The organism is Niveispirillum sp. BGYR6 (genome assembly GCF_027568365.1).
Lineage (GTDB): Bacteria > Pseudomonadota > Alphaproteobacteria > Azospirillales > Azospirillaceae > Niveispirillum.
Genome location: NZ_JANLNL010000001.1, coordinates 308,965 through 331,486 on the forward strand (window position 1 = coordinate 308,965; position 22,522 = coordinate 331,486).

Sequence of the window (22,522 nt, forward strand, 5' to 3'; positions counted from 1 at the left end):
GGCGCGTTGCCCCTGGGTCCCGGCTTGCGCCGGGATGACGGGGAAGGGGTGAACGGATATGTCACTCAAGGCCGGGCCGCTCCCATAGCGCCCGGCCTTTTCTGTCGCATTGTTTTGTTATGTTATAATGTATAAATCGAAGCGAGTTTACCCACGGCAAGGCGGGAGAGCGGTGGCCATGGCCGATGCCCTGATCGAAATTGACAATCTGCGCCATTCCATTGGCGGGCGGGATATCCTGTCTGTTCCGGCGCTGCATCTGGCCAAGGGGCAGCATGGTCTGCTGCTGGGCCCCAGCGGCAGCGGCAAGACCACGCTGCTGAACCTGCTGGCGGGGCTGTTGCCGGTGATGGCGGGCAGTTTCAAGCTGCTGGGCCAGGATATGCGCCAGTTGGGCCCCGCGGGGCTGGATCGGTTACGGGCCCAGCATATCGGCATCGTTTTCCAGCAACTTCATTTGATCGAGGCGGTGACCATCGCCGACAATCTGCGGCTGGCCCAGACGCTGGCCGGTCATGCGGTGGATGAGGCGGTGATCAAGGAACTGCTCTCCCGCGTCGGGCTGGGGGACCGGGCCAAGGCCCGCCCGTCCGACCTGTCGCAGGGGGAACGCCAGCGGGTGGCGGTGGCCCGCGCCCTGGTAAACCGCCCGGCCCTGCTGCTGGCGGACGAGCCGACCAGCGCGCTGGATGATGAGAATTGCGCCGCCGCCCTGGACCTGCTGTTGCAGCAGGCCGATCTGAGCGGTGCCACCCTGCTGATCGCCACGCATGACCAGCGGTTGACGGTGCGGGTGCCGGTGGCCCTGCGCCTGACCAAGCCGGAAGGGATGGCAGCATGAACATGCTCACCCTCAGCCTGGCCTATCTGCGCCAGCGGGCGCTGACCAGCCTGTTGAACCTGCTGCTGCTGGCCCTGGGTGTGGCCACCATCAGCTTTCTGTTGATGCTGGACCGGCGGATCGAGGATCGGTTGGCCCGCGATGTCGCCGGTTTCGACATGGTGGTGGGGGCCAAGGGCAGCCCGCTGCAACTGGTGATGTCCGCCCTGCTGCATATCGATACGCCGACGGGCAATGTGCCGCTGTCGGCGCTGGACACCCTGCGTGCCAACCGGCTGGTGCGCGAAGTGGTGCCGGTGGCGCTGGGCGATAATTACCAGGGCTATCGCATCGTCGGCACGGAACCCGCCTATATCGACCATTATGGCGGCAAGCTGGCCCAGGGTCAGCTCTTCGCCCAGCCGATGGAAGCCGTGCTGGGGGCCACGGCGGCGGCCACAGCCGGCCTGAAAATTGGCGACAGCTTTGCCGGCAGCCACGGCCTGACGGCGGGTGGGGAGGTGCATTCCTTTGCCCCCTACAAGGTGGTGGGCATTCTGGCCCCCACCGGCAGTGTGCTGGACCGGCTGGTGCTGACCCCGGTGGCCAGTGTCTGGGCCGTGCATGAGCATCACCACCATCATCATCATGATGGCGATGATCATGACGAGGATGGGGACGCCGATGGCGATCATGACCATGATCACGACCATGCCATGGCCGGGGCGGATCATGATGAAGACCACGACCATGATCATGATGCCAAGGAAGAGCCGGGCCATGAGCCGCACCGGGAGGTGACGGCCCTGCTGGTGCGCTATGCCACGCCGCTGGCCGCCGCCCGCCTGCCGCGGGAGATCAATACCGGCACCGACATGCAGGCGGCCAGCCCGGCGACGGAGATGCTGCGCCTGCGCTCCCTGCTGGGGATCGGGGTGGATACGATGAAGCTGTTTGGCGGGGTGCTGGTGCTGGCGGCTGCCCTTGGCACCTTCATCGCCCTTGCCAATTCGTTGCAGGAACGCCGATATGATCTGGCGATCATGCGCACGCTGGGGGCCACCCGGTCGCGCATCCTGGGCCAGATATTGACAGAGGCATTGCTGGTTGGCGGGGCAGGGGCTTTACTGGGCTTCGGGCTTGCCCATCTGGGGATGGTGCTGATGGGTCGCTTCTCCGCCCAGGCGCGTGACCTGGGGCTGGCGGTGCCGTCGATGGGGCTGGTCGATCTCTGGCCGCTGGCTTTGGCGCTGGGCACGGCGCTGCTGGCGGCGTTGCTGCCGGCAATCCGGGCCTATCGCGGGGATGTGGCGCGCATGTTGGCGCAACGCTGAGGGAGTGTGCGGGTTATGGCTGGATGCAAGCGTTGGGCGGGGTTGGCCCTGGGCGGGTTGTTGATGCTGGCCGGTGCCGGCACAGCGTCGGCCTTCAAAGAGGTGAAAGACCCCAATCTGGCCGCCAAGGCGAGTGATGCCAACCAGCCGGGCGCCATCCCCCGCGCCACGCTGGGTTGGGACCGCATCGCCAATGTGCGGGAGGTGGACAAGATCATCAAACAGGTCTCCCGCCCTGTCGCCCTGTTCGGCAAGGAGGTGGCGGCCCTGGATGGCAAGCCCTTCACCGTGGCGGGATTCTTCCTGCCGCTGGATACGTCGGACAAGAGCCGGAAATTCCTGCTATCCTCTCTGGCGCCGTCCTGTCCCTTCTGCCCGCCGCCGGGCCCGGCCGATCTGATCCAGGTGGACGCCACCGACCCGGTGACAGCCACCCTGGAGCAGATCAAGCTGGAAGGCACCCTGCGCCTGTCGGCGGAGGATGAAAACGGCATCTATTACCATCTGGAGAATGCCCGTGTCGTGCCCACGTCCTGACCGTTTGCCCCTGCTGGCCGGTGCCGCCCTGATCCTGGCCTTGACGGCTGGCATGGCGCTGCCGGCGGCGGCGCAGGAAATCGGTTGCGGCAAGATGTATGAGAATATGGATTGCGGGATGCCCGACCTGGAGGCCGCCGCCAGACGGGTGCAGGAGGCGGAAGCCGCCGCGAAAAAGGCAGAGGAAGAGGCTGCCGCTGCCGCTGCCAACCCGCAGACCAAGCCGGGGGAGTTGCGCCAGCGCGCCATGGAACTCTACCGCGCCCGCATGGCAACGCAGAGCGCCGGGTTGCAATGTTGCCACCCCAACCCGGACGGCACCTTTTACTGCCATTGACGCCTCACGGCGTCTCCTCCCATGGCGGTGGTGACGCCTCAGACGGCAGGTTCAGGCAGAATAGCAGCCGGGTGATCCCGGTGCCGGCGATGGGGGGAGAGCGGTGGACGATGCCGCAATCATCCGCCGCACAGGCGCCCTTGAACAGGGCCACCGTGCCCGGTGCCAGCTCTTCCAGCGGCCCCTGATAGGCGCGTTGGGCCGTCATCGCCCAAGCACTGTGGCTGGGCGGTACGATCTGGGTCTGCGGCCCGCGATATGTGGCCAGCAGGCGCAGCCGCACATGGTCGCGGTGGAATTTCCAGCAGGCATTATGCGCCAGCTTGTCCAGCCTGATATCCACCCGGTCGGTCCGGGCGATGGTGGCGAAACGCTGCGTCAGGTCCAGCATATCCGTCAGCAGGGCCTGGGTCAGCGGCGCATCGCCGAGCGGGCTTTCGCCCAGCAGCCGGGTCAGGGCGGCGGGCGCATCGTCCAGCCGCACCAGCACCCGCCCGCTGGGCAGACGGCTGGTCGGCAGGGCGGCAAGGCAGCGCATCAGGTCCGGCATCGGCCGTTCCCACAGGGCCAGGGCCGTATCGGCATGGCCCACGCAAGCCAGCACCGCCGGATCAGCGCCGCGCACCACGCCGCCGCCATGGGCAAGGGTGCTAGCGGCGGCGGTCAGGGGAAGCGACAATGCCATCATGCCTCACCCGTCCGCTTCCAGCGCGGGAACGGGTCCGGCAGCTTGCGCCAAGTGGCCAGATCGAGTTCCGTTGCCCCTTCATCCCCGATCAGGCAGGCATCCAACTGGCGGCGGATATCCGCTTCATCCATGCCGGTGCCGATGAAGACAATCTCCTGCCGCCGGTCGCCATAGACGGGGTGCCAGTTGCGGGTGATGGAACGGCGATAGTCCGGATCGTCCGGCCAGCGTTCCTTCGGCACGGCGGCCCACCAGAACCCCATTGCCTCATGCTGGACCAGGGCGCCGGCCTGTCCCAACTCGCCCACCCATTCCGGCCTTGTTGCCAACCAGAAATGACCCTTGGAACGCAAGACGTTTGGCCATTCCCGCTGAATGAAATTGAAGAATTTCTGCGGGTGGAAGGGGCGGCGGGCGCGATAGACGAAGCTGGAAATGCCATATTCCAGCGTTTCCGGCTGATGATCCTTGAACCCGTACAGTTCCTTGAACCAGAGCGGATGTTCCTGGGCCTTTTCGTAATCGAAACGACCGGTATCCAGCACCTGTTGCAAGGGCACCCGCCCGCGGGAGGTTTCCAGCAGCACCGCATCCGGGTTCAGGGCGCGGATGATCTTGCGGGCTAGGTCCAGTTGCTCGGGCGTGGCCGTGTCGATCTTGTTCAGCACGATCACGTCGGCAAACTCAATCTGATCAACCAGCAGGTTGACCAGGGCGCGGCCATCCTCCTCCCCCAGCGACTGGCCCCGGTCGCGCAGAAAATCGGTGGAGGCGTAGTCGCGCAGCAGGTTCACCGCATCGACCACCGTGACCATCGTATCCAGCCGCGCCACGTCGGCCAAGCTATCGCCAGCCTCATCACGGAAATCGAAGGTGGCGGCGACGGGCAGCGGTTCGGAAATGCCGGTGCTTTCAATCAGCAGATAATCGAACCGCCGTTCCGCCGCCAGCCGCCGCACCTCCAGCAGCAGATCGTCACGCAGGGTGCAGCAGATGCAGCCATTGCTCATCTCCACCAGCTTTTCCTGCGTGTGGGAAAGGTTGCCGCCATCGCGCACCAGATCGGCATCGATATTCACCTCGCCCATGTCATTGACGATGACGGCGACGCGCAAACCCTCGCGGTTGTTGAGAACATGGTTCAGCAGGGTGGTTTTACCGGCACCAAGAAAGCCGGAAAGCACGGTGACGGGCAGGCGCTTGTCCATGGGGGTATCCAGATCGCGTCAAAATATCTTGCGTATGTTATAACGTAACGTATCTTGTCAGCGCAACATCCCTCCACCGGATCGACCGATGGCACCCAACGACAATATTCATGGCGCGCGAAGCTGGCGGGTGGCCCGCGTGGTGGCGGCCCACCGTGCCTTTCATGATGGTTTTACCGAGGCGATGCGGGGCCTGCCGCTGGATTATCGCCGGCTGGATGCGATGACGGAAATGGACCAGCACCGCTATGAGAATGGGCGGGAGGTGGCGCTGGAATGGCTCAGCGCCAGCCGCACGGTGCTGCGCTGGTCCAGCCGCGACCGCATCCCCCGTGCCTTGCGGGATTTCATCACCGGCCGGGCGTTACAGCGGGCCGCACAGCTGCCCCGGACGGACCCTTACCGGGGATAAGGGTTTTTACTCTTCCCCATCGCCATTACTGTTGGCCACCAGTTGGATACCATCCAGCAGCGACAGCAAAGCACCCCGTCCGGCGGGCCCGAGTTGGGAGGATAATTCCGCTTCATAGGCATCATGCCGGGCCTGGAATTCCTTCATCCGTTCCTGCCCGTCCGGCGTCAGGTGCAGGCAATAGGAACGCCGGTCGGCCGGGGAGGGGGAGCGGACCAGCAGGCCGCGCCCTTCCAGCGCATCCAGCAACGGCACCAGATTGGCCCGTTTCAGCCCCAGCGCGTCGCTGATCTGTGACTGGCTGAGGCCGGGATTGTCACGCACCACGGTCAGAATGGCGAACTGGGTGGGGCGAATATCCACCTCTGCCATAAACTGGATGAACAGGTTGAACGCCGCGATCTGTGCGCGGCGCAACCGGTACCCGACGGAAGAGTGCAGCGCCGACATATCGACCCCGTTCGAACGCCCCTGATCATCCATAACCATGCTTCTCTTTCCCGCACTTTACACTTCCGTGTTGCCCAAGTTACAGGCATGGCGCGTGGATTTCGAGCGGTCGCTTCACGGGGGAGGCAAAACTTGGCTGCGCAGCAGATGTTTTTGCACCTTGCCGGACCCCGTGCGGGGCAGGGTTTCGCACAACACCACCTTTTGCGGCCGTTTATAGCGGGCCAGACGGCCATCCAGATGGCCCATCACTGTTTCGGCGGTCAGGCTGTGGCCGCTGCGGGGGACGATGAAGGCCCAGCCGACCTCTCCCCATTTTTCGTCCGGAATGCCGACAACGGCGACTTCCGCCACGGCGTCGAGCTCCAGGATGGCGCCTTCAACTTCTGCCGGATACACGTTCTCGCCGCCGGAAATGTACATGTCCTTCTTGCGGTCGACGAGATAATAGAACCCGTCAGCATCGCGCCGCGCCGCATCGCCCGTGCGCAGCCAGCCGCCTTGTTGGGCCAATGTCGGCAGTTCCGGCCGGTTCCAGTAACCGGGCGACAGGTTGGGGCCGTTGATCCACAGCTCCCCAACGGCCCCTTCGGGCACGTCCTGGCCCTCATCATCCACCAGCCGCACCCGCAGGACCGGGGCCGGCAGGCCGGCGGAACCGGCCTTGGCGGCGATGCGGGCGCAGTCCCCCACTGGCATCCCCAGTACGGTTCCCGCCTCGCTCATCCCATAACCGTCGGCGACAGTAATGCCTTCATCGACAAAGCGCTGAATCAGAGAGGTCGGCATCGGCGCGCCGCCGGTGCAGAAGGCGGTCAGCCGCGCCAGCACATCGGCCCGGTAATCCGGGTGCTGGCGCAGGGTCTGCGCCATCTGCGGCACGCACATATAGTGGGTGATCCCCAAAGCCGGATTGGCCAGCCGCGCCAGCGTCACCGCCGGCTCGAATCCGCGCGACATCAACAGCGTGCCGCCCTGGGTCAGCGGGGTGCGCGTCATGGTCAGCAGGCCGACGACATGGAACAGCGGCATGTCGCACAGCACCACGGAATCAGCGGTGATCTTGTTCATCATGCCGAAATTGACGGCGGTGAAGAAGGCATTCGCCTCCGTCAGCAGCGCGCCCTTCGGCCGGCCAGAGGTGCCGGAGGTGTATAGCAGGGTGGAGGGCTGATTGGCCTGCGGGAAACAGTGGGGCCTGGTGGCCGGCTGGCTTTCCCATTCGGTCGCCGCCTTGGCCAGATTTAACACACGCGTCTGCGGCTGGTCGGCGGCGGCCTGATCGGCGGCGCTGCGGAATTCCGCATCAGCCAGCAACAGGGAGGGGGTGCAGTCGCCGATCTGGTAAGCCAGTTCCGGCACGGTCAGCCGCCAGTTCAGCGGCACGAAAATGGCCCCCACCCGGGCGGCGGCCAGATGCAGGATGGGCATGGCCACATCATTGCGGCCCAGCACGGCGACGCGCTGCCCATTGGCATCCCCCAGCGTCGCCAGCAGCCATTGGGCGCAGCGGTTGATGGTGGCATCCAGATCGGCATAGGTGAAACGCCGCCCGCTCACCAGATCAACCAGCGCCAAAGCCGAAGGCCGCATGGCGGCCTGAAAGGCGACCGGATCAGGGGCGGGCCAGCCGGCAGTGGGGGCGGGGGGGATCATGGGGTGTTTCTCCCTGGGGGCGGGTATTTGTCTGGCCCGGTCTTGGGTGCCGGTTGGGGAAGCGTGGGGCAAAAATGCAAATGACAAAACCGGGGGGCGGCGGCATGACCCGCCGCCCCTTGGACTTTCCTTAGCGCTTGTAGGCGCCCAGGCCCGGCTTGTAGCTCTTCTCGTCAATGAACTGGCGGATGCCTTCCTTGCGCCCGTCATTGTCGTAGGAATTGGCCGCTTCCTGCGCGCGGACCAGATAATCCTCGGCATTGTCGTAGGTCATTTCCTTGACCCGGCGCACGGCATCCTTGGTGGCCTTCAGGGCAACCGGGTTCTTTTCCAGCAGCACCTTGGCCAGGGCCGTCACCCGGTCCTTCAACTGATCGGCCGGCACCGCTTCGTTGACCAGACGCCATTCGGCAGCCTTGCGGCCATCGATCGCCTCGCCGGTCAGGGCATGGTACATGGCGTCGCGCAGGGGGATCAGGTCGACCACCACCTTGGTCGCACCACCGCCCGGCAGAATGCCCCAGTTGATTTCCGACAGGCCGAACTTCGCCTCTTCCGAGGCAATGGCCAGATCGCAGGCATAGAGCGGGCCGTAACCGCCGCCAAAGCACCAGCCATTGACCATGGCGATGGTCGGCTTCTGGTACCAGCGCAGGCGCCGCCACCAGCCATAGGCCTCCCGCTGGGCCTGACGGGTAGCGCCCAGCCCCTTGGCTTCCGTCTCGCGGAAATATTCCTTCAGGTCCATGCCGGCAGACCAGGCAGTACCCTCACCCGACAGCACCAGAACACCGACATCCTGGCGGTATTCCAGCTCGTCCAGAACCTCCATCATGCGGCGGTTCAGGGTCGGGCTCATGCAATTGCGCTTGTCCGGGCGGTTGAAACGGACCCAGGCGATGCCGTCCACAACGTCGAAAGCAACCGTGTCGCTCATTTTTTTTGTCCTTATCAGAATTGTGGTGTCAGATCGGGAAGTGGCCCGGCTTGGTTTCCAGGGTGATCCAACGCAGCTCGGTGAAACTGTCGATGCCGGCCTTGCCGCCGAACCGGCCATAGCCGCTATCCTTGACGCCGCCGAAGGGCATCTGCGCCTCATCATGCACGGTGGCGCCATTGACATGGCACATGCCGGACTGGATACGGCGGGCCAGCCGCAGGCCGCGCGCGGCATCGCGGGTGAAAATGGCAGCCGACAGGCCATATTCAGTATCGTTGGCGGTGGTCACCGCCGCATCTTCCCCATCCACCCGCACGATGGTGGTGACGGGGCCGAAACTTTCCTCCCCGTAAATCCGCATTTCTGGGGTGACATGGTCCAGAATGGTGGCCGACATCAGCGTGCCCTGGGTGGCGTGCGGCTGATAGAGCTTGGCGCCCTTCGACACGGCATCATCGATCAGCGCCTGAATGCTGGTCACCGCATGGGGGTCCACCACGGAGCCCAGCGGCGTATTGCCCTGGCGCGGGTCGCCTGCCACCAGGGTGGCAGCCTTGGCGGCGAACTTGGCGACGAAATCATCCGCCACCTTGTTATCCACCACGATACGTTCGGTGGACATGCAGATCTGGCCGGAATTGAAGAAGGCGCCAAAGGCGGCGGCCTTCACCGCCTCGTCCAGATCGGCATCGTCCAGCACCAGGAAGGGGGCCTTGCCGCCCAGTTCCAGCAGGGCCGGCTTCAGATTGCGGCCCGCCCGCTCGGCGATGATGCGGCCCACGCGGGTGGAGCCGGTGAAATTGATCCGCCGCACCGCCGGATGATCGATCAGTGCGCCAACGATGGCCCCGGCATCTTCCGGTGCGTTGGTCAGCACATTGACCACGCCGGCCGGGAAACCGGCATCGGCCAGGGAAGCGCCGATCAGCGCATGGGTGCGGGGGCAGAGTTCAGATGCTTTCAGGATCACCGTATTGCCGCAGGCCAGCGCCGTGGCGATGGCCCGCACGCCCAGGATCACCGGCGCATTCCACGGCGCGATGCCCAGGATCACGCCAACCGGCTGGCGCACCGCCATGGCGATGCAGCCCGGCTTGTCGGACGGGATCACCTCCCCATTGATCTGGGTGGTCAGCGAGGCGGCTTCGCGCAGCATGGAGGCGGCCAGCGTGACGTTGAAGCCAGCCCAGCCGGCGGTGGCGCCGGTTTCATTGGCCATGGCGGCAACAAAATCCGGCATCCGCGCCGTCAGCGCATCCGCCGCCTTCAACAGCAGGACACGGCGCGCATTGGGGCCGGTTTCCGACCAAGCGGGGAAGGCGGCTGCTGCCGCTTCCGCTGCTGCCGCTGCATCGCTGAGACTAGCGGCGGCGGCCGTGCTGGCCACCTCCCCCGTCAGCGGGTTGCGGCGGGTAAAGCTGCGGCCATCGGCGGCCTGCAAGGATTGCCCGCCAATCAGCAGGGCGGCATCAAGATTGGGTGCCATTGCTCACATCCTCCCGTCCATGGGCCATTCGGCCTCAAGTGAATTATGTTATGAACTATAACTATTAACGCCGCAAGGGGATTGTTTGCCGGCCGCAGCTTATTTCGCCCTTAGCGGATCATATTGCTCTGCGGCCTTACGTACCTCGCCGAAGCGGCAGGGTTCGGTCATTTTTGACGTAATCCATCATGAGAATGGCGTTGTTGGGTAAGGATGCAACAAATTAATGATTATAAGCTGTAACGAACTCTGTTAGGCTGCTTCTCAATGATCAAGCAACCCGTCGGCACAGACGGGACGGACCCGGGAGGTTCCCCATGCACGTGAAAGACGCGGCGCCGCGTTTCAGCGCCGTCACCGTTTTCCTTTGTTTCCTGATCGCGCTGCTGGAAGGATTTGATATCCAGGCCATCGGCGTGGCCGCCCCCTATCTGATCCCCGATCTGGGCTTGACGCCCGGTCAGGCCGGTCTGGTGTTCGGTGCCGGCATGGTCGGGCTGGTGGGCGGCGCGCTGACGGGCGGCTGGCTGGCCGACCGGATGGGGCGCAAGCCGCTGCTGCTGGCCTGTGTCGCCATTTTCGGCCTGTTCACCCTGGCCACGCTGGTGGCCAACGGGCCGGTGGCCCTCAGCCTCTACCGGCTGTTCGCCGGGGCCGGCATGGGGGCGGCGATGCCCAGCCTGATTGCGGTAGCCATTGAAATGGCCCCGCCGGAACGGCGTACCCGCACCATCACCATGATGTTCAGCGGGATGCCGGTGGGCGGTGCCCTGGCCGCCCTGTTCGCCGCTAGCCTGTTGAAGGAATATGGCTGGCACAGCATCTTCCTGGCCGGCGGCGTTGCCCCCCTACTGCTGATCCCGGCCATGATCTGGTTGATGCCGGCCAGCAATCCGGCGCCGAAGGCCGCGCAGAGTGCTGCCGGCCCGGTGGATTTGTTCCGTGATGGTCGCGGGTTGATCACGGCGCTGGCCTGGTTCACCTTCGGCATGACGCTGCTGGTGCTGTATCTGCTGCTGAACTGGCTGCCTTCCCTGGTTTCCGCCAAGGGGTTGGGGGCCGGGGCCGGGGCACAGGCGGCCTTTGCCTTCAATGTTGGTTCTGTTGCCGGATCGCTGATCATCGGCGCGCTTGTTGACCGCTATGGCGCCCGCATTCCGATCATCCTGGCCTATCCCTGCGTCGCGCTCTCCCTGTTCGGTCTGTCCCAGGCGGATAATATCGTGCCGGTGCTGGCCTATGCCGGTCTGGCCGGTTTCTTCCTGCTGGGGGCGCAATATTCGCTCTATGGCATCATCCCGCTCTATTACCCGGCGCAGATAAGGGGTCTGGCGACGGGGGCGGCGATTGCCGTGGGACGCCTGGGTTCCATTGCCGGCCCGCTGGTCGCCGGCCATCTGCTGGGGCAGGGCTGGGGCCCTGCCGGGGTGGCGCTCTGCATGGTGCCGGTGGTGCTCTCGGCAGGTGGGGCTGCCGCCATCATGACCCTGCGGGGCCGGATGGCGACAGCCTGACACGCAGCCGTCAGCCTTGCGGTGGTGCGGTTGATTCCCGCACCACCAGTTCATGCCGGAAGGTGGCGGGCGGCGGCGTGTCATGCCGGCCCTGGGACCGCGCGATGATATACTGTGCCGCCGCCGCCCCCATGGCCGTCAGCGGCTGCCGCACCGTTGTCAGGGTCGGCCAGACGGCGGCCGCCATCGGGATATCATCGATCCCGGCAACGGAAAGCTGATCAGGTACCCGGATACCCCGGCGATGTGCCACCGCCATCACGCCCATGGCCATGGCATCATTGGCGGCAAAGATGGCGGTGGGGAGTGTCGGCAAGGATAAAAGCGATTCCGCCGCTTCCCGCCCGCTTTGCAGGCTATAGGCACCGGGGCGCAGCAAAGCCGGATCATGTCCGCCGACCTGTGCCATGGCATCGCGGAAGGCCTCGAACCGCAATTCCGCCGAGCCATAGCCGGGCAGGCCCTGCACAAAGGCGATGCGCCGGTGCCCCAGATCCAGCAGATGGCGGGTCATATCGAAGGCGGCTTGATAATCGTTGATTCGCACGGTGGCCGGTAATGATGGCACGTCCCGGCCTGGGCTGACCCGGACATAGGTGCCGGGCCGCTGGATCAGCAGTTCCAGCATATCCGGATGATCCGCCAGGCCCGGCATGAAGATGAAGCCATCCACCGCCGGCATGGCGATCATCCGCCGTGCCCGTTCCTTGAACCCTTCCGCAGCCATGCCCAGCGGTTCCACCAGCAGGTGATAACCGGCCTCCTTTGCTGCCGTCACCGCCCCCACCTGCAAGGCAGCGATATATTCATTCTGCAAGGACAGAGAGGGCTTCTCGGCTTCCCCGCCCAGCACGAAGGCCATCATGTAATTCCGCAAGCCTGAAAGGCTGCGCGCGGAAAGGTTTGGTGAGTAATTCAGTGCACTGACCGCCTCCATCACCTTTTCCCGCGTGGCGGCGCTGGCTTTCGGCTCCCCGTTCAGCACACGGGAGACGGTTTTGATGGAGACGCCGGCGGCCCGCGCCACATCATGGATTGTTGGCTTGGTCACAGCCGCTCCCGTTGCGGATTGGTGGGGATTTTTATCATCATATTGCTCTGATAAATATGTTTAGGTAATTTAAGAACGAAAAATGGGGACAACGATGGACATTTTCGGTTGCTCCGTTCACTAAATGGTGCTAGGTAACAATTCCGGTCACCAGCCGGCAAACATATAGTGCGGGACAACGTTGTCATCAACCTGTCCCGGCGATGCATGAGACCCCGATAACGGGGCCAGGCGGGGAGTTGAAACGTGTGTGAGAGCATTTTCGCCGTCCGAAGGGGCTGACCCTTCGCGGGCAGCCCCTCTATGCGCTGAGATACAGGTAAACCGGAAATAGTGATTTTTCCGGAATGCTTTGTCTGTCTCTGTCCAAGCGTTTGACCAGCAGGCGGTCAGCGAATGCGAGCGTGCGTCCACAACTCCCCCACAACAAGGGTAAACAAAACAAAGGGAGTGAGACAGTGATGCGGAAGTCCCATCTGATGGCCGGTGCGGCCATGGCCATTCTGGTGCCGGTGCTGCCGGTGCTGGCGCAGCAGGCTGATGGCCTGCAACTGGAGGAGATTGTTGTGACCGCGCAGCGCCGGGCTGAAAATCTGCAGGAAACGCCGCTGGCGGTTTCCGCGATCACCGGCGAGGGGCTGGAGAGCCAGGGTATCAAAAGCGTTGTCGACCTTTCCGCCCAGGTGCCCAGCCTGCAGATCACCAATAGCGGCGGTGGTGCCTCACAGATTTTCATGCGCGGTATCGGCAGCTCCAACGTGACGGAAGTGGGCGATCCGGCTGTTGCCTATCATATTGACGGTATTTATATCGCCCGGGCCACGGCCACCGGCGCCCTGTTCTATGATATCGACCGGGTGGAAGTGTTGCGCGGTCCGCAGGGTACGCTCTATGGCCGTAATGCCACGGCGGGTGCCATCAATGTCATTTCCAAACGGCCGACGCAGAAGCTGGAAGGCTCGGCTTCGGTGGAGTTTGGCAATTACAATGCGTTGACCACCTCTGGCGTGCTGAATGTGCCGCTGGATGAAACACTGGCCATACGCGGGGCCTTCCAGACCATCCGCCATGATGGCTATCAGAAGGTGATCAATACCGGCCCTACTGCCGGCAACGACAAGTACGACAAGGATGACAAGTCCGCCCGCCTGCAGGCCCTGTGGACGCCGACGGACCGGCTGACCATCAATCTGCGCGGTGACTATCTCAGCAGCGGCGGGGCCGGCGGCGGCGATGTTGCCTATCCGGCCCGCACCAGCGACCCGTGGAAGACCATTTCTACCGTCAATACCTATCGCAACAACACTTATTGGAGCACGGGGGCAGAGGTTAATCTGGACCTGGACTGGGCCCAGTTGACCTATCTGTTCGGCTATAACTACGCCAATGATGATCGGGGTGGGGAGAATGTGGCCACCAATGCCCCGAATTATTTCTACGGCGTGGATAAGACATGGTCGAATGAACTGCGCCTGGGCGGAGAGACCGGGCCGGTGAAATGGGTGGTCGGTGCCTATCATTTCAAGGAAGATAACGACGTCGATTTCCGCATCTTGCTTGAAAATGATAAGTACCTGTCCTTCATCCAGCCAGAGGTGACGGCTGAAACCACGGCCTTCTTTGGTCAGGCCACATGGTCGGTGACCGAGGCGCTGCGCCTGACCGGTGGTGTCCGCTATACTGAAGACAAGAAGGGCCGCAATGGCGGCACCTATTACACCAATAATGTCGGTGCGATTACCGGTGTGGTGACACTGAACGTGTCCGACAATAAGTGGAACAAGGTGAACTGGCGCGCCGGCATTGACTATGATCTGGCCGAAGGCAGCATGGTCTATGCGAACTTTGCCACTGGCTATAAGGCCGGCGGCTATTATGATGGTCTGCCGCCCAATGATTACAAGCCGGAAAGCATCACCTCCTATGAAGTCGGGATGAAAAACCGCTTCATGGATAACCGGCTGCAATTGAATCTGTCCGGTTTCTATTATGATTACCGGGACTTCCAGATTTCCGCGCTGGGGACCATTGCCGGGCAGGATGCCACGGTGACACTGAATGCAGAAAAGGCGGAAATCTATGGCGTGGAACTGGAAACCGACTTCCTGCTGACAGAGATGGACCGTATCGATGCCAGCGTTTCCTGGCTTCATGCGCGCTATAAGGATTTCATGTTGCCGCGGGGTGACAGCTTCTCCAACAACAACGTCAATGCCAACATCGCGCGCTGTTTCCGCGCCGATTACAGCAAGCCGGCACCGCGTGCCGCTGATTTTTCCGGCTGTGAAATGGCGCGCACACCGGAATGGTCGATCAATCTGGGCTATCAGCATCAGTTCGATCTGACCAATGGTGCCAGCCTGACGGCGCGGGTGCAGACCCACATCGAAAGTGCCAAGTATCTGGAATATCACGGCTTTGACCAGAACAAACAAAAGTCCTTCACCAAGACGGACTTGACCATGACCTATGCCCCGGCGGAGGGAAGCTGGAACGTCATGGCCTATGTCCGCAATCTTGAGGACAAGGACGTGCGGACCAATTCCGGCCCCAACGCCCCGGCGGGGCTGGCCAGCAATGGCAGTGGCGATTTCTATGCGCCGCCCCGCACCTATGGCGTGCGGTTCGGTATCGAATTCTAACAGTCCCCTCTGGGCGCGGGGGGTAGGGCGGCCGGGGCTGTCCTTCCGACCGCTTTCCCCCGCGCCTCTTTTTTTAAAAATGACAGGAGAAAGCAGCGATGAAGGTTCATCAAGCGTTCAAGGCGGCACTGGCGACCAGCCTGTGCCTGACAGCATTCGCTGGCGGTGCCATGGCTCAGGTGAAGGGGGCCTGGCAGAACAACAAACTGTCGCCCGACGAACGGGCCCGGCTGCTGGATGCCGAACTGACGCTGGATGAACGGATCGGCCTGCTGCATGGCCCGATGGCGCTGACCTTCCCCGGTGCGCCGCCGATCCCGGAAGGGGCCGTCCCCGGTGCTGGTTATATCCCTGGTGTGCCGCGCCTGGGTATTCCCGCCCTGAAGGAAACCGACGCCAGCCTGGGTGTCACCAACCCCGGCAATGCCCGCCCCGGCGATACGGCCACGGCCCTGCCGTCCGGTCTGGCCCTGGCCTCCACCTTCAATCCCAAGCTCGCCTATGATGGCGGGGCGGCGATCGCCAAGGAGGCGGCGTCCAAGGGCTTCAACGTGCTGCTGGCCGGCGGTGTCAATCTGGCGCGTGACCCGCGCAATGGCCGCAATTTCGAATATCTGGGGGAAGACCCGCTGCTGGCCGGCACGCTGGCCGGCGAAAGCATCCGGGGTATCGAATCCCAGAACATCATCTCCACCGTCAAGCATTTCAGCCTGAATGGTCAGGAAACCAACCGCCATTGGGCCAATTCCATCATTGGTGAGGCGGCCCACCGCGAAAGCGACCTGCTGGCCTTCCAGATCGCCATCGAGCGCGGCCAGCCCGGCTCCGTCATGTGCGCCTATAATCTGGTGAATGGTGATTATTCCTGCGGCAATGATCATCTGCTGAACAAGGTGCTGAAGGGCGATTGGGGCTATAAGGGCTGGGTGATGTCGGATTGGGGTGCTGTGCACGCCACCGATTTCGCCCTGAAGGGCCTGGACCAGCAGTCCGGCCAGCAGTTGGACCAGCAAATCTGGTTTGGCGAACCGCTGAAGCAGGCCGTCGCCGCCGGTACGGTTCCGGCCGAACGCCTGTCCGACATGTCGCGCCGTATCCTGCGTTCCATGTTCGTGGCCGGCCTGTTCGATGGCAAGCCGGGTACCCCGGCAGTGGATCTGAATGCCCACGCGGCGATTGCCAAGCAGGTGTCCGATGAAGGCATCGTGCTGCTGACCAATAATAAGGGCCTGCTGCCGCTGGCTGGCGGGGCCAAGAAGATCGCTGTCATCGGCGGCCATGCCGATGCCGGCGTGTTGTCGGGTGCCGGTTCGTCGCAGGTGACCAGCATTGGCGGCAATCCGGCTTCTATCCCTGTTGGCGGTGAAGGCATGATGGCCACCTGGATGAAACAGGTGTTCCACAATTCCTCGCCCTTGAAGGCATTGAAGGAGCGGCTGCCGGACGCCACCGTCACCTTCAATGACGGGCGTTATCCGGCCGCTGCTGCCGCCCTGGCCAAGCAGTCCGACATCGTTATCATTTTCGCCAACCAGTGGATGGCGGAAGGTGCCGATGCCTTCGATATCTCCCTGCCGCAGGGGCAGAATGAACTGATCGAGGCGGTGACCACCGCCAATCCCAACAATATTGTCGTGCTGCAAACCGGTGGCCCGGTTGCCATGCCCTGGCTGGACAAGACAGGCGCGGTGCTGGCGGCTTGGTACAGCGGCCAGAAGGGTGGTGAGTCCATTGCCGATGTCATCACCGGCAAGGTCAACCCCTCCGGCCGTCTGCCGGTGACCTTCCCCACCGGCCTGGACCAGTATCCGCGCCAGGATTTGCCCGGTTGGGGCCTGCCCAACAAGCAGCAGTTCGACGTCGTTTACGAGGAGGGTTCCGACGTGGGCTATCGTCGTTTCGCGGCGAAGGGGATGAAGCCGCTGTTCCCGTTTGGCCACGGCCTGTCCTACACCACCTTTGCCTATGACAAGCTGAAGGTGAAGGGCGGGGAGACGCTGGAGGTCAGCTTCCAGGTCACCAATACCGGCAAGCTGCAGGGCAAGGACGCCCCGCAGATTTATCTGGCCGGGGCCAATGGCCAGAAGCTGCAGCGCCTGATCGGGTTTGAGAAGATCGACCTGAAGCCGGGTGAGCGCCGCACCGTCACCATCAAGGCCGATCCGCGCCTGCTGGCCCGCTTCGATGAAAAGGGCCGTCAGTGGCACATTGCCGGCGGTGACTATGATGTGGTGGTCGGCCCCTCGGCCAGCACCACGGTTCTGTCCGGCAAGGCCAAGGTTTCCGAACGCACGCTGAAACCCTGATCTCTTCCTGATCCGCGCCGGGCGGGGCTTAGTCCCCGCCCGGCTTCCGGCAAGAAGAAAGACAAGGGAGGATGCGCCGTGACAGAAGAAAACAGCGGCGGCGTTGACCGCCGTGCCATCCTGTGTGGCCTGGGGTTTGCCGCTTTGGCGGCGGCGACCACCACACCCAGCATGGCACAAGAACAGGCGCGCGCTGCGGATCATGGTCCCCCAGCCACAGGGCAAGTACCGGTGACCTGGGTTTCTACCACCAGGGATAAGCCCTGGCAGGCGATGCCGGGCCAGTTGCCGTTGATCAATCTCACCTCGGTTACCGATCTGCATGTCATGGTACAGGCGGATCAGATGTTCCAGACCATTGAAGGCTTTGGCGGCTGCATCCATGAACGTGGCTGGCAGGCGCTGTCGCTGCTATCGGCGACGGCGCGCGCTGAGGTGCTGGAGGAACTGTTCACCCCCGGCAAAGGGGCCAATCTGCGCATCTGCCGCATCCCCATCGGCGCCAATGATTATGCGCTGGACTGGTACTCCCATAACGAGACTGCCGGCGATTTCGGCATGGAGAAATTCTCCATCGCCCGCGATCATCGCCTGATCATTCCTTTCATCCGTGCGGCCCGTCAGCGTTGCCCCGACCTGTCATTGTGGGCGTCGCCCTGGTCGCCACCGACCTGGATGAAGACCAACGGCCATTACGCCACCGCCAAGCCGCGCATGGGCCTGCCGGACAATGGCATCCGCGATGATCAGGTGCGGGAGGAGGGGCAGGATACCTTCATCCAGGAGGAGCGTTATTTCCGCGCTTATGGCCTGTATTTCCGCCGTTTCGTCGATGAATACCGCAAGCTGGGCCTGCCCATCGGCATGGTGATGCCGCAGAACGAGTTCAATTCCGCCCAGGTCTTCCCCAGTTGCACCTGGACGCCAGCCGGGCTGGCCCGTTTCATCCCGTATCTGGCAGAAGCCCTGCAGGGCAGCGGCACCGATATTTTCTTTGGTACGCTGGAACGCGCCGATGCCAGCATGTTTGAGAAGGTCTATGCCGACCCTAAGGTGCAGCCACATATCAAGGGGGTAGGCGCGCAGTGGGCTGGACGGGGGGCCATCCCTTTCATCCACCATGCGCATCCGGAACTGAAGATTTACCAGTCCGAACAGGAATGCGGCAACGGCCTGAATGATTGGCGCTTCGCCCGCTTCACCTGGCAGATGATGAAGGATTTCCTGCGCGCCGGTGCCTCTGTCTATGATTACTGGAACATCGCCGCTGACCGGAATGGTCTCAGCAGCTGGGGCTGGGCGCAGAATTCCATGATCAGTGTGGATGAGGCGGGTAACCACCGCTTCAACCCCGATTACCATGTTTTCAAACATCTGAGCCATTTCGTGCAGCCAGGGGCGAAGCGGATCGCCACCGTCTCCTATGCCGGTTATGAAAACCTGCTGGCCTTTCGCAACCCGGATGACCGGATTGTCATCGTTGCCCAGAACGATATGGCGGAACCGATGCCCTTGCACCTGACGCTGGGGGCGAAGACACTGCGTGCGCTGCTGCCGGCGGACAGTTTCAACAGTTTCGTGATTTAACCGGCAGCAGGGAGGAAACAAATGCATAAGCAATTCAAGCGCCTGCTGCTTCTGGGCGTTTTACCGTTCGCAGCCCTGACCGCCTTTGCCGCCCCGCAGCAGCCGGTTTTGCCGGCCGATGGGGCGCAGGTGAACGTCGATGGTCTGCGTTTCCGCGACCTTGACCGTGACGGCAAACTCTCGCCTTTTGAAGATTGGCGCCTGTCAGCGCAGGCCCGCGCTGCCGATCTGGTGGCGCGGATGACGCTGGCGGAAAAGGCGGGGGCCGCCGTGCATGGCACAGCCCCGGTGCAGGGCGGGCCGCTGTCGCCCGGCCCGGCCTATGATACGCCGGCGGCGGAAGCCATCATCCGCGACCAGCATGTCAACAGCCTGATCACCCGCATGGCCATTGCCCCGGCCGATTTCGCGGCGGAAAATAACCGCCTGCAGATGATCGCTGCCGGCACCCGCCTGGGCATTCCGCTGACCATCAGCACCGATCCGCGCAACCATTTCCAGGTGGTGGGTGGGGCGAGTGTAAAGGCCAGCGGTTTTTCCCAATGGCCGGAAACCTTGGGCTTTGGCGCGCTGGATGATCCAGCACTGACCCGGCATTTCGCTGATCGCATCCGGGCGGAATATCGCGCCGTCGGTATCCATATGGCCCTGTCGCCGCAGGCTGATCTGGCCACCGAACCGCGCTGGTCGCGCATCAACGGTACGTTCGGCGAAGACCCGGCCCGCGTCGGCGCTCAGGTGAAAGCCTATGTGCAGGGGATGCAGGGGGGTGATAAGGGCCTGGCCCCCGGTGGTGTCACCACCGTGGTGAAACATTGGGTGGGCTATGGCGCCCAGATCGATGGGTTTGACGGGCATAATTATTATGGCCGCTTCACCGATTTCACCAAGGGCGGCTTTGACCGCCATGTCGCCGCCTTCTTGGGTGCGTTTGAGGCGGGTGTGACCGGCGTGATGCCGACCTATACCATCCAGAAGGGCCTGAGCCTGGATGGCAAGCCGGTGGAAGCCGTCAGCGGCGGTTATAACAAGCAGATGCTGACCGATCTGCTGCGCGGCACGCACAAATTCAAGGGCCTGATCCTGTCAGACTGGGCCATCACCAATGACTGCAACGAAAGCTGCCGCACCGGCAACCCGCCGCAGCAGCCCAAGGATATCGCTACCCCCTGGGGGGTGGAGGATCTGACCCAGCCGCAGCGCTATGCCAAGGGCATGTTGGCGGGGATCGACCAGTTCGGCGGCGTCAATGATGGCCTGCCGCTGCTGGCGGCGGTGAAACAGGGGCTGCTGCCGGAGGCCCGGCTGAACGCCGCCGTGGCCACCATCATGGAACTGAAGTTCGAACAGGGCCTGTTCGAAAATCCCTTCGTCGATCCGGCTGCCGCCCCTGGGATCATCGGCCGCGCCGATGTGCTGGCGGAGGGGCGGCAGGTGCAGGCCAAGGCGCTGGTGATGCTGGAAAACCGCCTGGGCCCGGCCCCCTTGCCGGCAGGCGGGGGCAAGCGCCTGTTCATCCATGGCGTGGATGAGGCAGCGGCCAAGGCCGCCGGTTTCACCATCGTGGCCAGCCCGGATCAGGCGGACATCGCCCTGATCCGTCTGAAAACCCCGTTCCAGACCCTGCATCCCAATCATTTCTTCGGGCGGATGCAGCATGAAGGCGACATTGATTTCAAGGAAGGGGATGCCGGGCTGGCCCTGGTGCGCCAGGCGGCGGCCAAGGTGCCGGTGATCGTCACGGTTTACATGGACCGTCCCGCCATCCTGACCAATATCAAGCCGCACGCCGCCACCTTGATTGCCGAGTTCGGGGCCACCGATGCGGCCCTGTTCGATGCGCTGACCGGCAAGGTGGCGCCGCAGGGCCGCTTGCCGTTCGAATTGCCGTCCAACATGCAGTCGGTCGCCAAACAGTCGCCGGCCCTGCCGGCCGATAGCGGCGATCCGCTTTACAAAATCGGTTTCCGTCACGGTTCCTGAAGCTTGGAGTTCTGCTGATGCTACGTCGATTGATTGCCGCTGCCATTGCCTTGCCCTTGCTGGCCAGCACGGCGCTGGCCGCCGCCCCGCAGGTGAAGGTGTCTTCCGGTACGCTGGAAGGGGTGGAACAGGGCAAGGTGCTGGCCTTCAAGGGCATTCCCTTCGCGGCCCCGCCGGTCGGCGATCTGCGTTGGCGGGCCCCGGCCCCGGTCGCCCCCTGGCAGGGGGTGCGACCGGCCAAGGATTACGGCAATGATTGCCAGCAGGTGCCGTTCCCCGGCGATGCCGCCCCGCTGGGCGGCCCGGTGGGGGAGGATTGTCTCTATCTGAATGTCTGGGCACCGGCCAATGCCAAGCCGGGGGCCAAGCTGCCGGTGATGTTCTGGATTTATGGCGGTGGCTTCGTCAATGGCGGCACCTCGCCCGGTGTCTATGATGGCAGCGCCTTTGCCGAAAGCGGCGTCATTCTGGTCAGCGCCAATTACCGGATCGGCCGTCTGGGCTTCTTCGCCCATCCGGCCCTGACGGCGGAGGCGGGGGGCAAGCCGACGGGCAATTTCGGCTATATGGATCAGGTGGCGGCCCTGGAATGGGTGAAGCGCAATATCGCCGCCTTCGGGGGCGATCCGGCCAATGTCACCATTTTCGGGGAATCGGCCGGCGGCCGGTCGGTGAATGTGCTGCAGGCGCTGGCGCCGGCTAAGGGTCTGTTTGCCAAGACCATCGCCATGTCTGGCGGCGGCCGCCCCGGCGGCCTGATGAGCATGTTGGATCTGGGTGCCGCGGAAAAGGTCGGGCTTGCCTTTGCCCAATCCGTCGGGGTGACGGATGAAGGCCCGGCCGGCCTGAAGGCCCTGCGTGCCCTGCCGGCGGACAAGGTGGCCGATGCCAGCATGGCATCCCTCTTCACCGCCGGCCCGCGCACCATGACCGGCCCCATTGTTGATGGCAAGCTGGTGACGCGCGACCCGGCCCTGATCCTGGCCGAAGGTGGCGGGTCCGGCAAGGTGCCGGTGATGGTGGGGGCCACCGGCATGGATGGTTTCCCCATGGGCAAGGATGTGGCGCCGGTGCTGGCCAGCTTCGGTTCCCTGGCGGAGCAGGCCAAGAGCCTGTATGCCGCCCCCAATGACACGATGGTGATCTGGAAGATCATGGGCGATCGCGGCTTTATTGAGCCGGCCCGCTATGTTGCCCGCGCGGCTGTGGCGCGGGGCGTGCCGACCTTTGCCTATCGCTTCTCCTATGTGGCGGATTCCATCCGGGCGAAGACGCCGGGTGCCATGCACGCCAGCGAAATCCCCTATTTCTTCCGCACCATCAATGTGCGCTATCCGGGGCAGGTGACGCCGGCGGACGAGGCGACGTCCAAGGCGGCGCATGAATATTTCGTCTCCTTTGCGCGCGATGGCGTGCCGTCGGCCAAGGGCGGCCCGGCCTGGGGGCCCTATGATCCCAAGGCCGACAAGATCCTGGACTTCACCCAGGAAGGCCCGCGCTTTGTCGATGATCCCTATCGTGCCCGTCTGGATCTGGTGGAAAAGACGGCACAATAGGGTTGGTATGCAGCG

Annotated in this window: 18 protein-coding genes; 11 read left to right on the forward strand and 7 right to left on the reverse strand. The window is 63.5% G+C overall.

Going from position 1 to position 22,522, the window contains the following annotated elements; translation table 11 throughout:
- The first annotated feature begins 178 nt into the window (after positions 1–178).
- From PCJ49_RS01310 to PCJ49_RS01325, 4 genes are read left to right on the forward strand one after another with little or no spacing between them, the layout of a single operon-like run.
- Positions 179–841 carry an ATP-binding cassette domain-containing protein gene (locus PCJ49_RS01310; RefSeq protein ID WP_269909351.1) on the forward strand — a complete coding sequence of 221 codons (663 nt, stop codon included), beginning with the start codon at positions 179–181 and terminating at the stop codon, positions 839–841.
- Positions 838–2,154: an ABC transporter permease gene (locus PCJ49_RS01315; RefSeq protein ID WP_269909352.1), complete on the forward strand. Its 1,317-nt coding sequence runs from the start codon at positions 838–840 to the stop codon at positions 2,152–2,154. The genes PCJ49_RS01310 and PCJ49_RS01315 overlap by 4 nt, the downstream gene beginning before the upstream one ends.
- A gap of 15 nt (positions 2,155–2,169) precedes the next feature.
- Complete coding sequence (locus PCJ49_RS01320; RefSeq protein ID WP_269909353.1) at positions 2,170–2,691, forward strand: DUF3299 domain-containing protein; 522 nt, start codon at positions 2,170–2,172, stop codon at positions 2,689–2,691.
- Entirely contained in the window at positions 2,672–3,028 is a 357-nt protein-coding gene (locus tag PCJ49_RS01325) for a hypothetical protein (protein ID WP_269909354.1), read from the forward strand. Before PCJ49_RS01320 ends, PCJ49_RS01325 begins: the two co-directional genes overlap by 20 nt.
- Before the next feature lie 4 nt (positions 3,029–3,032).
- Here the strand turns inward: PCJ49_RS01325 and PCJ49_RS01330 are convergent, their stop codons facing one another.
- Both PCJ49_RS01330 and zigA read right to left on the reverse strand, forming a co-directional pair.
- Complete coding sequence (locus PCJ49_RS01330) at positions 3,033–3,716, reverse strand: DUF1826 domain-containing protein (protein ID WP_269909355.1); 684 nt, start codon at positions 3,714–3,716, stop codon at positions 3,033–3,035.
- Positions 3,713–4,924 carry a zinc metallochaperone GTPase ZigA gene (zigA, locus tag PCJ49_RS01335; protein ID WP_269909356.1) on the reverse strand — a complete coding sequence of 404 codons (1,212 nt, stop codon included), beginning with the start codon at positions 4,922–4,924 and terminating at the stop codon, positions 3,713–3,715. The genes PCJ49_RS01330 and zigA overlap by 4 nt, the downstream gene beginning before the upstream one ends.
- Positions 4,925–5,012: 88 nt before the next feature.
- Between zigA and PCJ49_RS01340 the strand changes: the two genes are divergently transcribed.
- A complete protein-coding gene (locus PCJ49_RS01340) occupies positions 5,013–5,336 on the forward strand; it encodes a hypothetical protein (protein WP_269909357.1) in 324 nt (107 codons plus the stop codon).
- A 6-nt stretch (positions 5,337–5,342) separates the two neighbouring features.
- On the opposite strand, the gene PCJ49_RS01345 is transcribed toward PCJ49_RS01340, so the two are convergent.
- The 4 genes from PCJ49_RS01345 to PCJ49_RS01360 all read right to left on the reverse strand — a co-directional run bounded on the left by PCJ49_RS01345 (position 5,343) and on the right by PCJ49_RS01360 (position 9,868).
- The gene (locus tag PCJ49_RS01345; protein WP_269909358.1) at positions 5,343–5,825 is read right to left on the reverse strand and encodes a MarR family transcriptional regulator; all 483 of its coding nucleotides are present in this window, start codon (positions 5,823–5,825) and stop codon (positions 5,343–5,345) included.
- A 75-nt stretch (positions 5,826–5,900) separates the two neighbouring features.
- Positions 5,901–7,442 carry an AMP-binding protein gene (locus PCJ49_RS01350; protein WP_269909359.1) on the reverse strand — a complete coding sequence of 514 codons (1,542 nt, stop codon included), beginning with the start codon at positions 7,440–7,442 and terminating at the stop codon, positions 5,901–5,903.
- 130 nt (positions 7,443–7,572) lie between these two features.
- Positions 7,573–8,379, reverse strand: coding sequence for a p-hydroxycinnamoyl CoA hydratase/lyase (locus PCJ49_RS01355; protein ID WP_089287276.1), 807 nt, complete (start codon positions 8,377–8,379; stop codon positions 7,573–7,575).
- 28 nt (positions 8,380–8,407) lie between these two features.
- Positions 8,408–9,868, reverse strand: a complete 1,461-nt coding sequence (locus PCJ49_RS01360; RefSeq protein WP_269909360.1) for an aldehyde dehydrogenase — start codon at positions 9,866–9,868, stop codon at positions 8,408–8,410.
- 317 nt (positions 9,869–10,185) lie between these two features.
- Between PCJ49_RS01360 and PCJ49_RS01365 the strand changes: the two genes are divergently transcribed.
- On the forward strand, positions 10,186–11,382 hold the full coding sequence (locus PCJ49_RS01365; RefSeq protein WP_269909361.1) for an MFS transporter: 1,197 nt from the start codon (positions 10,186–10,188) through the stop codon (positions 11,380–11,382).
- 10 nt (positions 11,383–11,392) lie between these two features.
- Here PCJ49_RS01365 and PCJ49_RS01370 read toward each other — a convergent pair whose 3' ends face one another.
- Entirely contained in the window at positions 11,393–12,433 is a 1,041-nt protein-coding gene (locus tag PCJ49_RS01370) for a LacI family DNA-binding transcriptional regulator (protein WP_269909362.1), read from the reverse strand.
- Positions 12,434–12,894: 461 nt separating this feature from the next.
- On the opposite strand from PCJ49_RS01370, the gene PCJ49_RS01375 reads away from it, so the two are divergent.
- The 5 genes from PCJ49_RS01375 (at position 12,895) to PCJ49_RS01395 (ending at position 22,507) form a co-directional block, all read left to right on the forward strand.
- On the forward strand, positions 12,895–15,075 hold the full coding sequence (locus PCJ49_RS01375; RefSeq protein WP_269909363.1) for a TonB-dependent receptor: 2,181 nt from the start codon (positions 12,895–12,897) through the stop codon (positions 15,073–15,075).
- Between the two features lie 98 nt (positions 15,076–15,173).
- The gene (locus PCJ49_RS01380) at positions 15,174–17,381 is read left to right on the forward strand and encodes a beta-glucosidase (RefSeq protein ID WP_269909364.1); all 2,208 of its coding nucleotides are present in this window, start codon (positions 15,174–15,176) and stop codon (positions 17,379–17,381) included.
- A gap of 78 nt (positions 17,382–17,459) precedes the next feature.
- On the forward strand, positions 17,460–18,968 hold the full coding sequence (locus PCJ49_RS01385; RefSeq protein WP_269909365.1) for a glycoside hydrolase family 30 beta sandwich domain-containing protein: 1,509 nt from the start codon (positions 17,460–17,462) through the stop codon (positions 18,966–18,968).
- Between the two features lie 21 nt (positions 18,969–18,989).
- Complete coding sequence (locus PCJ49_RS01390) at positions 18,990–20,951, forward strand: glycoside hydrolase family 3 N-terminal domain-containing protein (RefSeq protein WP_269909366.1); 1,962 nt, start codon at positions 18,990–18,992, stop codon at positions 20,949–20,951.
- Between the two features lie 17 nt (positions 20,952–20,968).
- The gene (locus PCJ49_RS01395; RefSeq protein WP_269909367.1) at positions 20,969–22,507 is read left to right on the forward strand and encodes a carboxylesterase family protein; all 1,539 of its coding nucleotides are present in this window, start codon (positions 20,969–20,971) and stop codon (positions 22,505–22,507) included.
- Positions 22,508–22,522 lie beyond the last annotated feature (15 nt).

Coding starts and splice junctions, on each gene's coding strand:
- PCJ49_RS01310 (WP_269909351.1), top strand. CDS start 179: ATGGCCGATGCCCTGATCGAAATTGACAATCTGCGCCATTCCATTGGC.
- PCJ49_RS01315 (WP_269909352.1), top strand. CDS start 838: ATGAACATGCTCACCCTCAGCCTGGCCTATCTGCGCCAGCGGGCGCTG.
- PCJ49_RS01320 (WP_269909353.1), top strand. CDS start 2,170: ATGGCTGGATGCAAGCGTTGGGCGGGGTTGGCCCTGGGCGGGTTGTTG.
- PCJ49_RS01330 (WP_269909355.1), bottom strand. CDS start 3,716: ATGATGGCATTGTCGCTTCCCCTGACCGCCGCCGCTAGCACCCTTGCC.
- zigA (WP_269909356.1), bottom strand. CDS start 4,924: ATGGACAAGCGCCTGCCCGTCACCGTGCTTTCCGGCTTTCTTGGTGCC.
- PCJ49_RS01340 (WP_269909357.1), top strand. CDS start 5,013: ATGGCACCCAACGACAATATTCATGGCGCGCGAAGCTGGCGGGTGGCC.
- PCJ49_RS01345 (WP_269909358.1), bottom strand. CDS start 5,825: ATGGTTATGGATGATCAGGGGCGTTCGAACGGGGTCGATATGTCGGCG.
- PCJ49_RS01350 (WP_269909359.1), bottom strand. CDS start 7,442: ATGATCCCCCCCGCCCCCACTGCCGGCTGGCCCGCCCCTGATCCGGTC.
- PCJ49_RS01355 (WP_089287276.1), bottom strand. CDS start 8,379: ATGAGCGACACGGTTGCTTTCGACGTTGTGGACGGCATCGCCTGGGTC.
- PCJ49_RS01360 (WP_269909360.1), bottom strand. CDS start 9,868: ATGGCACCCAATCTTGATGCCGCCCTGCTGATTGGCGGGCAATCCTTG.
- PCJ49_RS01365 (WP_269909361.1), top strand. CDS start 10,186: ATGCACGTGAAAGACGCGGCGCCGCGTTTCAGCGCCGTCACCGTTTTC.
- PCJ49_RS01375 (WP_269909363.1), top strand. CDS start 12,895: ATGCGGAAGTCCCATCTGATGGCCGGTGCGGCCATGGCCATTCTGGTG.
- PCJ49_RS01380 (WP_269909364.1), top strand. CDS start 15,174: ATGAAGGTTCATCAAGCGTTCAAGGCGGCACTGGCGACCAGCCTGTGC.
- PCJ49_RS01390 (WP_269909366.1), top strand. CDS start 18,990: ATGCATAAGCAATTCAAGCGCCTGCTGCTTCTGGGCGTTTTACCGTTC.
- PCJ49_RS01395 (WP_269909367.1), top strand. CDS start 20,969: ATGCTACGTCGATTGATTGCCGCTGCCATTGCCTTGCCCTTGCTGGCC.